The organism is Mycobacterium sp. IDUB_37 (assembly GCF_055419245.1).
The window spans coordinates 324,908-339,478 of record NZ_JBVAXG010000001.1 but is presented as its reverse complement, the minus strand read 5'-3'; the positions used below and the strand labels follow the sequence as shown (position 1 = coordinate 339,478).

The window sequence follows — 14,571 nt, the reverse complement described above, 5'->3', positions numbered from 1 at the left end:
TGACGTTCAGTACTTTAGGGCACCCTTATCCACCGGGATCTGGGTGCCCGACTGGGTCCCCGAGCCGTCACCGGCCAACCAGACGACGACGTCGGAAACCTCGTCGGGCGTCATAAAACCCTTGTATTGCATCGGCATTGGCGGGAAGGCGTGCACGAAGCGCGGATGCTTGCCGAACACCTTCATCATCCCTTCCGGATCGATCATCGGGGTGTCGACCGAATAGGGGTGAATGGAGTTGACCCGAATGCCGAACTCTCCGAGTTCCATCGCCAACGTGTTCGTCAGCGCGGTCAGGCCGTGCTTGCTGGCCGCGTAGTGACCGTTGCCCGGAGTTGCCCGCAGTCCCGCGGCAGAGCTGACCACCACAATGGAGCCGCCATTGCCGGCTTCGATCATCGCCGGGATGGTGGCCCGCAAGGTTCGCCAGGTTCCGGTCAGGTTGATCCCGATGACGGTGTCCCACTGCTCGTCGGTGAGTTCCCAGACTCTGCCCCAATGCAGGACGCCCGCGTTGGCGACCACGATGTCGAGGCGACCGAACTGCTCGACACCGTCGGCCACCAACTGGCGCAACGCCGCGTCGTCACGCACATCCACCTGGCGGGCCAGCACCTTGCGACCTTCAGCCTCCACGGCACTGACCGTCTCGGCGAGGTCTTCGGGTGTGGCCGGTGCATAGGTCAGGCTGTCCGACACGGGTGCGCAGATATCTGAGGCGATGATGTCGGCACCTTCGCGGGCCAGCCGAATCGCGTGCGCCCTGCCCTGGGCCCGTGCGGCGCCGGTGATGAAAGCCACCCGCCCTTGCAGTGATTCAGCCATGTGTCCCCTTTCGCTGAAAGTCAGGCTAGCAGCGAAACTGAAACGTGTTCTAGTTGGCCTGGCGGGCGTCAGATCTCGGAGATGATCTGGGCGCGACGGCTGGCGTATTCCTGGTCGTTGAGGACACCGCGGGCGCGCAGCGCCTCCAACTCCCCCAGTCGGTCGCCGATCGATGCCTGCGGGGCTGCATCCGGGGCGACCGCCGCCGCCTGCTGTTGACCGGCCCGGCGCACCACCGCCAGGACCTGCTGGCGCAGCGGCGGATTCGAGCGGATGTCGATCATGTTGTTGAGCGGGACGCCGTTGGCCTTCAGGATCTGCAGGATCTCCATCAGCGGACCGGTCTGGCCCCGCAGGTCGTAGGTGCGATTGTCCTCTTCGATGGTGAACTGAGCCGGAACCAGACCATTGACCAGGGCGCTTCGCTCCCAATCGATGCGGAACTGGTTGGTGGCCGGATCGACCAGCACGACGACCTTGCGGGCGTTGAGGTTACCCATCCGCGACATGTTGGCGATGACGCGGTCTTCGGCGTCGAAGGTGGCGATCCCCGGCCCAGAGACGTGCAGATGCACCCTGATAACCGGTTGCTCGTTGATCCGGGTTCCGGTCTCGCTGATCCCGTTGATGTCCGCGAGCGCCAGCACCCCAGTCTGCTCGAGTGCCTGGTTCTTGGCGGACGTGTTGACGCTCCAGAAGGTCAACGCCAGCGCCGCCAGCACATCGAGGACGGTGACGAGCAGGCCCGCGTAGAACATCCAGGACAGCAGCTCGCCGAACCCGGTGGTGAAGTAGACGACCAGAAAGATCGGCCCGACCAGACCGCCGCACAGCAGCACGAGCAATTGCATCTTGATGTAGCGCGCCAGCATGTGTTCGCTCCTTGTTTGCGCAGGTAGATATACCAGAAAGACGATGTCACAGTAACGCCGTCTGCGCTGCTACCGATCACAAGATATTCAGACCGGCGTCGCCGCCGTCGCCACCGTCGCCGGAAGCCAGGGGGGCGGCTCCGCCTGCGCCGCCATCGCCATAGATGCGTCCGCCCAGACCGCCGTCGCCGCCCAAGCCGTTGACTACGGGAGCCGCGCCGCCTGCGCCATCGGTACCGAACAACCCGGCGTTGCCGCCGTTGCCGGCGAGTGTCGCGTTGATGGCGCCCGGCAATGCCCCGCCGCCCTTCGCTCCAGCACCGCCGGTCCCGATCATTCCGGCGCTACCACCCGCGCCGCCCCGGGCACCCAGGGAGGGATCTCCCAGATTCTCCCCGGGCGCCCCGCCCATGCCGCCGGCCCCGCCGATGCCGAACAACCCCGCGGAACCACCCGCACCGCCGGGCCGACCGGTCGAGCCTGCGCCGCCGTCGCCGCCGTTGCCGAACAGCAGGCCGCCCACCCCGCCCGCCTGGCCGGGACCGCCCGGCGCGCCATCGCCGATCAGCATGCGGCCGAACAGCAGCTGGGTCGGCGCGTAAGTGGAGCAAACGCATCAGGCCCGGATCGCCGCTATGGGCGATCCGGGCCTGATGACCGAAAAGAACTACTACTTGATGATCTTGACAACCCGGCCGGCGCCGACGGTACGGCCACCTTCACGGATTGCGAAGCGCAGACCCTCGTCCATGGCGACGGGCTGGATCAGCTTCACAGTGATGTTGGTGTTGTCACCGGGCATCACCATCTCGGTGCCCTCCGGCAGCGTCACCACACCGGTTACGTCCGTGGTGCGGAAGTAGAACTGCGGGCGGTAGTTGTTGAAGAACGGCGTGTGACGGCCGCCCTCGTCCTTGGACAGGATGTAGACCTGGCCCTCGAACTCGGTGTGCGGCGTGGTGGTGCCGGGCTTAATGACAACCTGGCCACGCTCGACGTCTTCACGCTTGATACCACGCAGCAGCAGACCGACGTTGTCACCGGCCTGACCCTGGTCGAGCAGCTTGCGGAACATCTCAACACCGGTGACCGTGGTCTTCGTGGTCGTCAGCTTGATACCGACGATCTCGACTTCCTCGTTCACGTTGACCACGCCGCGCTCCACACGACCGGTGACAACGGTGCCACGGCCAGTGATGGTGAAGACGTCCTCAACGGGCATCAGGAACGGCTTTTCGGTCTCACGGACCGGGTCCGGGATCGACTCGTCGACCGCGTCCATCAACTGCTCGACGGACTCGACCCACTTGGCGTCGCCCTCGAGCGCCTTGAGCGCCGAGACCCGAACAACCGGGGCCTCCTCGTCGAACTCCTGGGCGGCCAGCAACTCGCGGACCTCCATCTCGACGAGCTCGAGCAGCTCCTCGTCGTCCACGGCGTCAGACTTGTTCAGCGCGACCAGGATGTAAGGCACACCAACCTGACGAGCGAGCAGCACGTGCTCACGCGTCTGAGGCATCGGGCCGTCGGTAGCCGCGACCACCAGGATTGCGCCGTCCATCTGGGCGGCACCGGTGATCATGTTCTTGATGTAGTCGGCGTGGCCAGGAGCATCGACGTGCGCGTAGTGGCGCTTCTCGGTCTGGTACTCGACGTGCGCGATGTTGATCGTGATACCACGCTGACGCTCTTCAGGCGCGTTGTCGATCTGGTCGAACGCCTTCTTCTCGTTCAGGTCCGGGTACTTGTCGTGCAGGACCTTGGTGATAGCCGCGGTCAGTGTGGTCTTGCCGTGGTCAACGTGACCGATGGTCCCGATGTTGACGTGCGGCTTGGTCCGCTGGAACTTCGCCTTCGCCACTTCTGTGTCCTCCTGGACTGTTGGTGCTTAAAAAAGCAGTGTTGATTTTTCTTGGATTTGCCGCGGTCGTAACCGGGCCAGGTTACTCCCTGTTGAAATTCACTCGCCCGTCGCCTGGCGACTCACTCGCCAGTAGCTTTCGCGATGATCTCCTTCGACACGTTCGCCGGAACTTCGGCGTAGTTGTCGAACACCATGGAGTAGTTCGCCCGGCCTTGTGTCTTGGACCGCAGGTCGCCGACGTAGCCGAACATCTCTGACAGCGGGACGTGCGCCCTGACGACGCGCGCACCTGCCCGCTCCTCCATGGCCTGGATCTGGCCACGGCGGGAGTTCAGGTCGCCGATCACATCACCCATGTAGTCCTCGGGCGTGGTGACCTCGACGGCCATGATCGGTTCCAGGATCACCGGCTGTGCTTGCGCCGCAGCCTTCTTCAGCACCTGCGAACCGGCGATCTTGAATGCCATTTCCGACGAGTCGACGTCGTGGTACTGACCGTCGAGCAGAGTGACCTTCAGGTTCACCAGCGGGTAGCCGGCCAGCACGCCGTACTGCATGGCGTCCTGCGCACCGGCATCCACCGACGGGATGTACTCGCGTGGGATGCGGCCACCGCTGACCTTGTTCTCGAACTCATAGGTGGCACCGTCTTCGCCGTGGAACGGCTCGATGGAGATGAGCACCTTCGCGAACTGGCCGGAACCGCCGGTCTGCTTCTTGTGGGTGAACTCGACCTTGTCGACCTTGCGCTTGATGGTCTCTTTGTAGGCCACCTGCGGCTTGCCGACATTGGCCTCGACCTTGAACTCACGACGCATGCGGTCCACCAGGATGTCCAGGTGCAACTCGCCCATGCCGCCGATCACGGTCTGGCCGGTCTCGACGTCCTGGTGAACCTTGAACGTCGGGTCCTCTTCGGCGAGCTTCTGGATCGAGAGGCTCAGCTTCTCCTGGTCGCTCTTGGTCTTCGGCTCGATCGCCACCTCGATGACCGGATCCGGGAAGGTCATCGACTCCAGTACGACCTGGTTCTGCGGGTCGCTCAGGGTGTCGCCGGTGGTGGTGTCCTTCAGCCCGATCACCGCGTAGATGTGACCGGCCGAAGCCGTCTCCACCGGGTTCTCCTTGTTGGAGTGCATCTGGAACAGCTTGCCCAGCCGCTCCTTCTTGCCCTTGGTCGCGTTGATGACCTGCGAACCGGAGTCGACCTTGCCGGAGTACACCCGGACGTAGGTCAGCTTGCCGAAGAACGGGTGCGTGGCGACCTTGAAGGCCAGCGCCGAGAACGGCTCATCGGTCGACGGCTTGCGCACGACCTCCTCGTCCTCCTTGTTCGGTGCGTGACCGACCGCTGCCGCCACATCGAGTGGGGTGGGCAGATAGTCGATCACCGCGTCGAGCATGGGCTGGACGCCCTTGTTCTTGAACGCGCTGCCGCACAGCACCGGGTACGCCTCGGAAGTGATCGTCAGTTTGCGGATTGCGCCCTTGATCTCCGCGACGGTGAGTTCTTCACCGCCGAAGTACTTCTCCAGCAGCGCCTCGTCAGTCTCGGCGACCGCCTCGAGCAGCTTGGTGCGGTACTCGTCGGCCTTTTCCTGCAGGTCGGCCGGGATGTCGATGGTCTCGTAGGTCTCGCCCAGCTTGGTCTCGCCGCGCCACACCTTGGCCTTCATCTCGACCAGGTCGACGATGCCCTCGAAGTCGCCCTCGGAACCGACGGGCAGCTGGATCGGGATCACGTTGGCGCCGAGGCGCTCCTCCATGGTCCGCACCGAGAAATAGAAGTCCGCGCCGATCTTGTCCATCTTGTTGACGAAGCAGATGCGCGGCACGTCGTACTTGTCGGCCTGACGCCAGACCTGCTCGGACTGGGGCTCGACGCCCTCCTTGCCGTCGAAAACGGCAACGGCGCCATCGAGAACACGCAGCGACCGTTCGACCTCAACTGTGAAGTCGACGTGTCCTGGGGTGTCGATGATGTTGATCTGGTTGCCGTCCCAGAAGCAGGTGGTAGCGGCCGAGGTGATGGTGATACCCCGCTCCTGCTCCTGCTCCATCCAGTCCATGGTGGCGGCACCGTCGTGCACCTCACCGATCTTGTAGCTGATGCCGGTGTAGTAGAGGATGCGCTCGGTTGTCGTCGTCTTACCGGCATCGATGTGCGCCATGATGCCGATATTGCGGACCTTGCTCAGGTCGGTCAGAACGTCCTTCTGTGCCACAGAAGTCTTCCCACTCTTTCGATTGCTTAGTTAGTTCGCTGACAATTGCGCCCAGCGTGACCGCTGGGAACTGTCACCAGCGGTAGTGCGCGAAGGCGCGGTTGGCCTCGGCCATCTTGTGCGTGTCCTCACGCCGCTTGACGGCGGCCCCGAGGCCGTTACTGGCATCCAGGATCTCGTTAGCCAGGCGCTCGATCATCGTCTTCTCCCGACGTGCCCGCGAGAAGCTGACCAGCCAGCGAAGCGCCAGCGTGGTCGAGCGGTCCGGGCGCACCTCGACGGGCACCTGATAGGTCGCACCGCCGACGCGGCGGCTGCGGACCTCAAGAGCCGGCTTGACGTTGTCCAGAGCACGCTTGAGCGTGATCACGGGGTCGGTGCCGGTTTTGTCGCGGGCTTGTTCGAGCGCAGCATAAACAATGCGCTCGGCCAGCGATTTCTTCCCTTCCATCAGAACTTTGTTCACCAGCTGGGTAACCAACTGCGACCCGTAGACGGGATCGTTAACCAGCGGACGCTTGGGCGCGGGTCCCTTGCGTGGCATTAGCTCTTCTCCTTCTTGGCGCCGTAGCGGCTGCGAGCTTGCTTGCGGTTCTTGACACCCTGGGTGTCGAGCGAGCCGCGGATGATCTTGTAGCGCACACCGGGCAGGTCCTTCACCCGGCCGCCACGCACCAGCACCATCGAGTGCTCCTGCAGATTGTGGCCCTCACCGGGGATGTACGCCGTGACCTCAACCTGACTCGTCAGCTTCACGCGGGCGACCTTACGAAGCGCCGAGTTCGGCTTCTTCGGTGTGGTGGTGTACACGCGAGTGCACACGCCGCGGCGCTGCGGGCTGGCCTTCAGGGCCGCGGTCTTCACCTTGGCGACCTTGTCGCGGCGACCCTTGCGGACCAGCTGGTTAATGGTTGGCATGTACCGGCTTTCTGTGTTGCTGTTCGAAATGTGTTGTAAAAAAGTCTCTGTACTGCAGTTATGCCTATCCGCGGAGTAACTACTTCACCCCGTGGTCGGGCGTGTCGCATGCGCATGCCCGGCACACATCCGTGTTATCCGTCGCACTGTGGACACGCGAATTGGCCCAGCATTTACGCCCCAGAACTACAGGCGCAGCAAGCCGCCAGGCACGAGCAACCACAATACCTCTCGGCGGTCTAACAGGTCAAAAGCGGTCGCCTTGGTGGTAGTTAATGAGGTCTTTCGGCCGCCTGAGCGGTGCGCATGTTCATCCCGGCCGCCAGCCGCAGCACCATGTCGGTGAATACGGCGTCGGTATCGATGCCGTCCATGACGCCGGTCATCTCCAGCAGCACAAACCCGTGCATCGCCGACCAGAACTCGAGCGCCGCATAGAACGCTTCCTCGCCCTCGAGCCCGTAGGAGGACAGCACCGAGATCACGGGTGCGGCGGCACCCTTGGTCACCGCGGAGTACTCGGGGTCGTCGCCACCAAGGGGCATCCGGGTGAATGCCGAATACCGGCCGGGGTGGTGGTGTGCGTAGCTGCGGTAGGCGCCGGCCATGACCAGCACGGCGTCGTCGCGGGCGCGGCCCTCTCCCACCCTGTTCAGCATCGTGATGATGTCGTCGATGACCCGAATGCGGACCGCACGGCGCAGGTCCTCGAGGCTGTCCACGTGGTTGTACAGCGACGGGCCCTTGGTGCCGAGCTGGGTGGCCAGGGCATTGATGGTCAACGAATCCCAGCCCTCCCGGTCCAGGAACGTCAGGGCGCCGTCAACGATGCCGTCGCGGCTCAGCTTGCCCTGCCGCGCGCCGGTTCTCCCAACGCGTGGCCGAGCGCCGGCTGACGGTGATTCCGGCCGAGCTGCCATGGCGATTGCCCTTCGGTTAAGTGACCGGCTTCGAAACCAGGCGAGTCAAGAGGAGCTCGGTTCAACTAATGACTCTAGTTGACCCAGTCACCATCAGCCGATGCCTGGCGACACGTCGCTCTAAAGCGCGGTGCGGTTGGCCGCTCTGGTATATGCGTTTAAGGCTGTTTTCCTAGCCGCCACTAGCCGTAGGCTCAGACGCAGATCACCCGCCCAACGAAGGGGGGCCCGCAGTGAAATGGACGACTGCCGTCGGGACATTGGCTGTCTGTGTCGCAGCCATCGTCGCCCCGACGCCGCCGGCGCAGGCCAAAAATGGCGATACGCACATCACCGGGCAGGGCATTGAGCAGACGATCGACTGCAACGACTCCACGCTCATCGTGAACGGCACCGCCAACGTCATCACCGCGAAGGGCACGTGCTGGGCAGTGACCATCATGGGGTCGTCGAACATGGTCGTCGCCGACACCGTGATCAACGACATCACCGTGTACGGCTACGACGGGACGGTGTTCTACCACAACGGCGATCCGGTCATCTGGGACCGCGGCCGCGAACTGGGTATGACAAACCGGATCGCCCGCGTCGGCCCCTGAGTCACCAACTGCCGATTCCCAACCACCGCAAGCTAATACCGGGAGGAACCCAGACTATGCGCGCCAACCTTGCAGTAATCCGTGTGGCTGCCGCTGCCGTCGCCATAGGAACACTCGGGCTGGCGGGGTGCAGTTCAACTGCCAGCCCGCCGGGAGGCACCGCGTCATCCTCGACCAAGGCGTCGAGCACCGCGACGAGCAGTGGCACCGCCGAACCCAGCTCGTCGGGCAGCGCGACCACCACCGCGTCCATCGAGATCGGTGACACGCTGACCTACGGTTCGATGAACACCACCGCCACCCTCGACTGCGCCCAGGGCAAATCGCTGAACGTTGCCGGCGGGGACAACACGCTGACCGTGACCGGCACGTGCGAATCGGTGCGCGTGCTGGGCGCCGGCAACAAGATCACCATCGACAACGTCACCAGCAAGATCACCGTGGTGGGTCGCGAGAACACCATCACCTATAAAGACGGCGACCCGAAGGTGGACAACATCGGCGGCTCGAGCAACAAGATCACGAAGGGCGGCTAGCCGGCGCGCCGTGCCGTCCGGCACCGCCCGCGAACCGCGCCGCTCCCGCCAGCGACTCCCCCGCCACCCGGGCGATGCTGGCGAATTCGGAGTCCATTGCCGCAGACTCGGGCAAGCCCCACTGGTGCAGCGCCGACAGCCGGTCCGACCGCATGCACTGTTGCGGTAGCTCGGCCAGTTCGGCCGCCAACTGCTGAGCCGCTTGTTGCGCTTGACCTTTGGGCACCACGCGATTGGCCAGGCCGATCGACAGCGCCTCGTCGGCCTTGACCGCACGACCGGTGAGAATCATGTCCATCGCCCGGCTTTGGCCGATCAGCCGCGGCAGTCGCACGGTTCCACCATCGATGAGCGGCACTCCCCAGCGGCGGCAGAACACGCCGAACACCGCGTCCTCCTCCGCAACTCGCAGATCGCACCACAACGCCAGCTCGAGACCCCCGGCCACCGCGTAACCATCGACGGCGGCGATCACGGGTTTGGACAACGTCATTCGCGACGGGCCCATCGGTCCGGGACCGGTGCGGTGCACGGCGTTGGACTCCGATGTGCCCATGGCCTTCAAATCTGCTCCCGCACAGAATGTTCCGCCTTCGCCGCGCAACACGGCCACGGCAGCGGTGTCGTCGCGATCGAATTGCTCGAACGCGGCGTAAAGCGCGGCGGCCGTCGGGCCGTTGACCGCGTTGCGCGCCTCCGGCCGGTTGATGGTCACTGTGGTCACCGGGCCGTGGTGCTCGACACGCACCAGATCGCTCACGTCGCCTCCTGGAGTTGGGTCCTGCCTTCTTGCGCACCGTCCCGCAGTTGTGCGAGTTCGGTGGCGAAGTCGTGATAGGCCGCGCGCAACTGGGCGCCCGGCCACTCGGCGGGCAGCAGTTCGGCGGGCAGCATCGGGTCGGACAGCAGGTGACGAACCATCGCCGCGGCCACCACAAACCGTCCGGGAATATCAGAGGCCGTGGCCATCTCGTCAAGCAATCGGTGACCGTTGGCGGCCCACTCAGACAGGTCCCACAGTTGGCCGGCCAGTGCGGCAGGCGCGTCGTCGCGCGCCGTGAGCACCTGCACCCGACCCGCGATGTCGTCATCGAGATTGAAGTCGAGGTTATCGGGGCGCATCCACACGCCCTCGCGCAACTCTGCGAATCGCTTGTCGTACATGCCGTTTCGCAATGCAGCCCGGGTGCGTGGATCGGTGCCGACACTGGTGACGATGACGAGATGCCAGCTCCCCTGCCAGGCCCGGGTGGGTGGGCGCATGGCCTCGTCCTGCCGGCGCTGACGGGCCAGCAAGCGGTCCGAGAGACGGTAACCGTCGGCGGATCGGATCAGGTCGCCGGCACTGACCATGCGGGTCAACGCCACCCTCAGCGTCGTCTCCTTGATATCGAAATCGGCTGTCAGCGAGATCAATTCGCCGGCGCTGGCCCACGCGGGATGAGCACCGAGCAGCACGCTGAGCACCACCGACCGAGCGGTCATGCGCGCCAACGATTTCGGCATAGTCCCAGCCTTACACAGAGGAGGCCCGCCGACCGTGATCCCCGAACGGCTCGTCCCGGTGCTTGACGGCATCACGGAAACCGTGCTCGACCGCGTCGGCGACAAATGCATGCCCCTCCGGGGTGTGCCGCGCAACTCCGTCGAACACGGTGCTGACCATTCGACTGGTCGTCACACCCTGTTGCAGTAACGGGGCGTTCAGAGCGAGCTTGATCATGATCAGCTGATTCACCGGCAACGCGGCGATGCGGGCCACCAGACGCTCGGTGCGCTCGTCGAGATCCTCGGGGTCGGGTGCTTCCACCGCCAACCCCCACTCCGCGGCCTGCGCGCCGGTGATGCAATCGCCGGTGAACAGCAGTCGCTTGGCGCGTTGGTCGCCGAGTCGGTGAGCCCACAGACCGGCCGCCGGAACACCCCACACCCGCGTCGGCGGGTAGCCGATCTTGGCATCAGAGGCGGCGATCACCTGGTCCGCGTGCAAGGCGATGTCGGTGCCGCCGGCCACGCAGTAACCGTGGATCTTGACCACCGTCGGTTTGTCCGCGTGCATCAGGCTGGAGAAGCCGCGGACGAACCGACTCATCATCTGGTAGTCGATCATCGGATCCCAGGGCTGGTTGGGCAGGTGGTTGATCCCTTGGGTCTTACCGTCGAGCACGGTGCCGTTGTAAGCGCCGGTCCCGCCCGCCGAACCTGTTCCGTCGGCGTACGCGGACAGGTCGAAGCCGGCACAGAAGCCCTCACCACGTCCCGATACCAGGATGACGTGCACGTTCGGGTCCAGATCGGCGCGTTCAACCAGGGCCGACAACTCCAGCGGTGTGTCGGCGACAATCGCGTTGCCCTTTTCGGGCCGGTTGAAGGTGATGCGGGCGACGCGATCGGTGACCTCGTAGGTCATCGTTTTCAGGTTGTCGAAATCCACCGGCCGGACAGCGTGAGTCATCGCGGCCGCTCAGCCTTTGACCAGGGCGCGCTCGATGATGGGCGCCAGGTCCAGACCGGTCGGCATGGTGCCGAACGCGCCGCCCCACTGCCCGTCCAGGCGGGTGGCCAGGAACGCCTCGGCGACCGCGGGATGACCGTGGCGCACCATTAGCGACCCCTGCAACGCCAGGCAGATGTCCTCGGCAACCTTGCGGGCCCGGTACTGGATGGTTTCGAGATCGGCCAGTTGCTGACGCAACTTCTCGACGTGCGCGTCCTGACGGGCATCCTGACCCGCGGTCTGGGCCAGTTCGTCGAACAGCACCTCGATGGACTCCGGCCGGGTCGCCATGGCTCGCAACGTGTCCAGCGCGCTGACGTTGCCCGAGCCCTCCCAGATGCCCATCAGCGGGGCTTCGCGGTATAGCCGCGGCATGCCGGAGTCTTCGACGTAGCCGTTGCCGCCCAGGCATTCCAGCGCTTCGGCGGCGTGTGGGGTGGCACGCTTGCACACCCAGTACTTGCTGGCCGCCAGCCCGATGCGGCGCAACAGCGATTCCCGCTGATCCCCGCGGACCGCCTTGTCGGTGGCCCCGGCCATCCGCATCGCCACCATGGTGGCCGCCTCGGCCTCCACCGCCAGGTCGGCCAGCACGTTACGCATCAGCGGCTGGTCGATCAGGTAAGCGCCGAAAGCCTTGCGATGTTGCGCGTGGTAGATGGCGCGGGTCAGACCGGTCCGCATGCTGGTCGCGCTGCCCAGCGTGCAGTCCAGACGGGTCAGGTTGACCATCTCGATGATCGTCGGGACGCCACGGCCTTCTTCGCCGACCAGCCATGCGGTCGCTCCGTCGTACTCGACCTCGCTGGAGGCGTTGGCGTGGTTGCCGAGCTTGTCCTTGAGGCGTTGCAGGAACATCCGGTTGCGGGTGCCGTCGGGCAGGATGCGCGGCAGCATGAAGCAGGACAGGCCACCCGGCGCCTGCGCGAGGACCAGAAAGATGTCGCACATCGGCGCCGAGGTGAACCACTTGTGGCCGCGCAGCCGGTAGGTTCCGTCGCTGTTGGGCGTCGCCTCGGTGGTGCCGGCCCGCACGTCGGAACCGCCCTGCTTCTCGGTCATCGACATGCCCGCGGTGATGCCGGGTTTCGAGGCGGCCAGCGTCAGCTCCGGGTCGTACTCACGACTGGTCAGCAGCGGCTCGTAGACGGCCGCCAACTCGGGGTTGAACCGGAGCGCCGGGACCACGGCGTAGGTCATCGAGATCGGACAGATGTGCCCCGCCTCGACCGTCCACACCGACGTCTTCGCGGCGCGCACCACATGTGACCCGAGCCGGTCGTCGGCCCACGGAGCACCGTGCAGGCCGTGCGTGACCGCGACGCGCATCAACTCGTGATAGGCCGGGTCGTACTCCACTTCGTCGACTCGGTTACCGACCCGGTCGTGGGTGTGCAGGACGGGCCGGTTGCGGTCGGCCAATTCTCCCCAGCGCTGCGCCTGCGGGCTGCCCGAGATCGCTCCGAGCTCATTTACCTCGTCCAAGCCCCACTGGCCGCCCTCCCGGATCAGGGCCTCGATGAGGACCGGCGAGGAGGCCGGATTGTGGTTTTCCAGCGGCGGGACCTGGTTGGTGACGACATGCGTGTCCGACATGGTGTCGATATTACTTTTTTTCAACAACCGCACAAGAGGTGTAATGCTCAGCGCGGATGGTCGGCGAAGAACTGCCACAGCGACTTCTCCGCAAACCCGGGCCAGTCGTGGCCGCCGCCTGCGACCGAGACGAGCACGACGCCACGTTTGTCGGCGCATTCCGCGGTCGAGGTGGCGAGCGTGCCCTCGGTCGTGACGGCGGGTTCACCGCATTGATCCACATTGCGCCAGAAGGCAACAGACTGCTGCACCGGTGGAAAGTCCATCCCTTTGAAGCCCGGGCCGCCGTTGTAGGGCACGACCGGATCGGCGGTTCCGTGTATGTGCATGACCGATGTCGGGTGCGGAGATCGGCAGTCGTTCAGTTGTGCGGCGGCAACCGGGCCGATCGCCGCGAAGGTGTCGGTCACGCACGCCAGCGTGTAGGACATCAGGCCGCCGTTACTCATCCCCGCGGCATAGACCCGCCGGGGGTCGATGCCGACGTTCTTCGCGATCTCGGCGACGGTCGCACTGATGAAGCCGACGTCGTCGATTCCGTCACTTGCGGGAGTGCCGCAGCACCCTCCCCCATTGACGTTCCAGGCCCGGTCGAGCCCGTCCGGGTAGGCCACGACGAACTTGCCCGAGTCGGCGGTCGCGTCCCACCTGGACCCCTTTTCCGCTTGCCTCGCGGTCGCTGAGTAGCCGTGCATCATGACCACCAGCGGGGCAGCGGAGGGCAGTCCGGCCGGCAGGTAGAGCCGGTAGCTGCGATCGTGTCCGCCGCTGTTGATGTGGTGGAGGCTGGTGCCGGTGACGAAGCCCGTCGGCAGCATCCAGTCCTCGATTACCGAGCAACCCGCGGCCAACAGGACTACCCCGAGCAATGTTGCGAAGCGGCGCAGCACAGTGGGTCAGTCGCCGGTGTGTTCGCGCAGGAACGCGATGTCGTCCTTGCGCCCCTCCTCTGCGGTTTCGCAGATGACGGGCGCATCAGCGGCTTGCACGACGGCAACGAGTAGGTCGGGGTCGATTTGACCGGTCCCGAAGTTCGCGTGCCGGTCGGCTCCGGAACCCGCGGCGTCCCGGGAGTCGTTGCAGTGCACCAGGTCGATGCGGCCGGTGAGCGCCTTGATCCGGTCGACCGCGTCGATGAGGCCTTCGCCGGCAGCCCACGCGTGGCAGGTGTCCAGGCAGAAGCCGATACCGCTGTCGCCGATGTGGTCCCACAACCGGCCGATGGTGTCGAAATGGCGGGCCATCGCATGGTCACCGCCCGCGGTGTTCTCCAGATAGACCGCGACATCGGTTTCGAGGTAGTCCAGCGCCTTAACCCACCGTTCGAAGCCGGCCTCCATGTCGTTGTCGTCGGCGTGACCGCCGTGCACGATCACCGCGGTCGCGTTGATCTGCGCTGCAGCGTCGCAGGTGTCCTGCAGGATCTTGCGTGACGGGATCCGGATGCGGTTGTTCGCCGATGCCACGTTGATCAGATACGGCGCATGGACATACAGCGGCACGCTGGAGGCCTTCAGCGTCTCGGCGTCGTCACGCGGCTTGGGCTTCTTCCAGCTCTGCGGGTTGCCGAGGAAAAACTGGACCACGTCGGCGCCGTCTGTCGCAGCCGCTGCCAGTGGGTCGTCTTGGGAGACATGTGAACCGATGAGCACTCCACCACTTTAATGAGGCGAACCGACGCCTCGCCGCGAAGCGTTGCGAATAAGGTGGCTCCGGGGC

15 protein-coding genes and 1 pseudogene are annotated in these 14,571 nt (G+C 65.0%); 2 read left to right on the top strand and 14 right to left on the bottom strand.

Going from position 1 to position 14,571, the window contains the following annotated elements:
* Positions 1 to 6: 6 nt before the first annotated feature.
* The 8 genes and pseudogenes from ACZY1I_RS01540 to ACZY1I_RS01505 all read right to left on the bottom strand — a co-directional run bounded on the left by ACZY1I_RS01540 (position 7) and on the right by ACZY1I_RS01505 (position 7,624).
* Positions 7 to 825, bottom strand: coding sequence for a mycofactocin-coupled SDR family oxidoreductase (locus ACZY1I_RS01540; protein WP_463752522.1), 819 nt, complete (start codon positions 823 to 825; stop codon positions 7 to 9).
* 68 nt (positions 826 to 893) lie between these two features.
* Complete coding sequence (locus tag ACZY1I_RS01535) at positions 894 to 1,697, bottom strand: SHOCT domain-containing protein (RefSeq protein ID WP_463752521.1); 804 nt, start codon at positions 1,695 to 1,697, stop codon at positions 894 to 896.
* Positions 1,698 to 1,785: 88 nt separating this feature from the next.
* Positions 1,786 to 2,295: pseudogene (locus ACZY1I_RS01530) on the bottom strand (PGRS repeat-containing protein); the annotation flags it as partial.
* Between the two features lie 72 nt (positions 2,296 to 2,367).
* Positions 2,368 to 3,558, bottom strand: a complete 1,191-nt coding sequence (gene tuf / locus ACZY1I_RS01525) for an elongation factor Tu (protein ID WP_463752520.1) — start codon at positions 3,556 to 3,558, stop codon at positions 2,368 to 2,370.
* A gap of 122 nt (positions 3,559 to 3,680) precedes the next feature.
* A complete protein-coding gene (gene fusA, locus ACZY1I_RS01520) occupies positions 3,681 to 5,786 on the bottom strand; it encodes an elongation factor G (protein WP_463752519.1) in 2,106 nt (701 codons plus the stop codon).
* Between the two features lie 73 nt (positions 5,787 to 5,859).
* Entirely contained in the window at positions 5,860 to 6,330 is a 471-nt protein-coding gene (rpsG, locus tag ACZY1I_RS01515; protein ID WP_463752518.1) for a 30S ribosomal protein S7, read from the bottom strand.
* Complete coding sequence (gene rpsL / locus ACZY1I_RS01510; protein ID WP_463752517.1) at positions 6,330 to 6,704, bottom strand: 30S ribosomal protein S12; 375 nt, start codon at positions 6,702 to 6,704, stop codon at positions 6,330 to 6,332. The genes rpsG and rpsL overlap by 1 nt, the downstream gene beginning before the upstream one ends.
* A 272-nt stretch (positions 6,705 to 6,976) precedes the next feature.
* A complete protein-coding gene (locus ACZY1I_RS01505) occupies positions 6,977 to 7,624 on the bottom strand; it encodes a TetR/AcrR family transcriptional regulator (RefSeq protein ID WP_463752516.1) in 648 nt (215 codons plus the stop codon).
* 233 nt (positions 7,625 to 7,857) lie between these two features.
* Here ACZY1I_RS01505 and ACZY1I_RS01500 point away from each other — a divergent pair, with 233 nt between their 5' ends.
* Entirely contained in the window at positions 7,858 to 8,223 is a 366-nt protein-coding gene (locus tag ACZY1I_RS01500) for a DUF3060 domain-containing protein (protein ID WP_463752515.1), read from the top strand.
* A 56-nt stretch (positions 8,224 to 8,279) separates the two neighbouring features.
* The gene (locus ACZY1I_RS01495) at positions 8,280 to 8,759 is read left to right on the top strand and encodes a DUF3060 domain-containing protein (protein WP_463752514.1); all 480 of its coding nucleotides are present in this window, start codon (positions 8,280 to 8,282) and stop codon (positions 8,757 to 8,759) included.
* Here ACZY1I_RS01495 and ACZY1I_RS01490 read toward each other — a convergent pair.
* Genes ACZY1I_RS01490 through ACZY1I_RS01465 form a run of 6 tightly spaced genes read right to left on the bottom strand, consistent with a single transcriptional unit; the run spans position 8,743 to position 14,504 of the window.
* Positions 8,743 to 9,519, bottom strand: a complete 777-nt coding sequence (locus ACZY1I_RS01490) for a crotonase/enoyl-CoA hydratase family protein (protein ID WP_463752513.1) — start codon at positions 9,517 to 9,519, stop codon at positions 8,743 to 8,745. The two genes, ACZY1I_RS01495 and ACZY1I_RS01490, sit on opposite strands and share 17 nt — an antisense overlap.
* Positions 9,516 to 10,253 carry a PaaX family transcriptional regulator C-terminal domain-containing protein gene (locus ACZY1I_RS01485; RefSeq protein ID WP_463753453.1) on the bottom strand — a complete coding sequence of 246 codons (738 nt, stop codon included), beginning with the start codon at positions 10,251 to 10,253 and terminating at the stop codon, positions 9,516 to 9,518. The genes ACZY1I_RS01490 and ACZY1I_RS01485 overlap by 4 nt, the downstream gene beginning before the upstream one ends.
* 22 nt (positions 10,254 to 10,275) lie before the next feature.
* Entirely contained in the window at positions 10,276 to 11,214 is a 939-nt protein-coding gene (locus tag ACZY1I_RS01480) for a crotonase/enoyl-CoA hydratase family protein (RefSeq protein WP_463752512.1), read from the bottom strand.
* 9 nt (positions 11,215 to 11,223) lie between these two features.
* Positions 11,224 to 12,852 carry an acyl-CoA dehydrogenase family protein gene (locus tag ACZY1I_RS01475; protein ID WP_463752511.1) on the bottom strand — a complete coding sequence of 543 codons (1,629 nt, stop codon included), beginning with the start codon at positions 12,850 to 12,852 and terminating at the stop codon, positions 11,224 to 11,226.
* 47 nt (positions 12,853 to 12,899) lie between these two features.
* Positions 12,900 to 13,742 carry an extracellular catalytic domain type 1 short-chain-length polyhydroxyalkanoate depolymerase gene (locus ACZY1I_RS01470; RefSeq protein WP_463752510.1) on the bottom strand — a complete coding sequence of 281 codons (843 nt, stop codon included), beginning with the start codon at positions 13,740 to 13,742 and terminating at the stop codon, positions 12,900 to 12,902.
* Between the two features lie 6 nt (positions 13,743 to 13,748).
* Positions 13,749 to 14,504: a deoxyribonuclease IV gene (locus ACZY1I_RS01465; RefSeq protein ID WP_463752509.1), complete on the bottom strand. Its 756-nt coding sequence runs from the start codon at positions 14,502 to 14,504 to the stop codon at positions 13,749 to 13,751.
* Positions 14,505 to 14,571 lie beyond the last annotated feature (67 nt).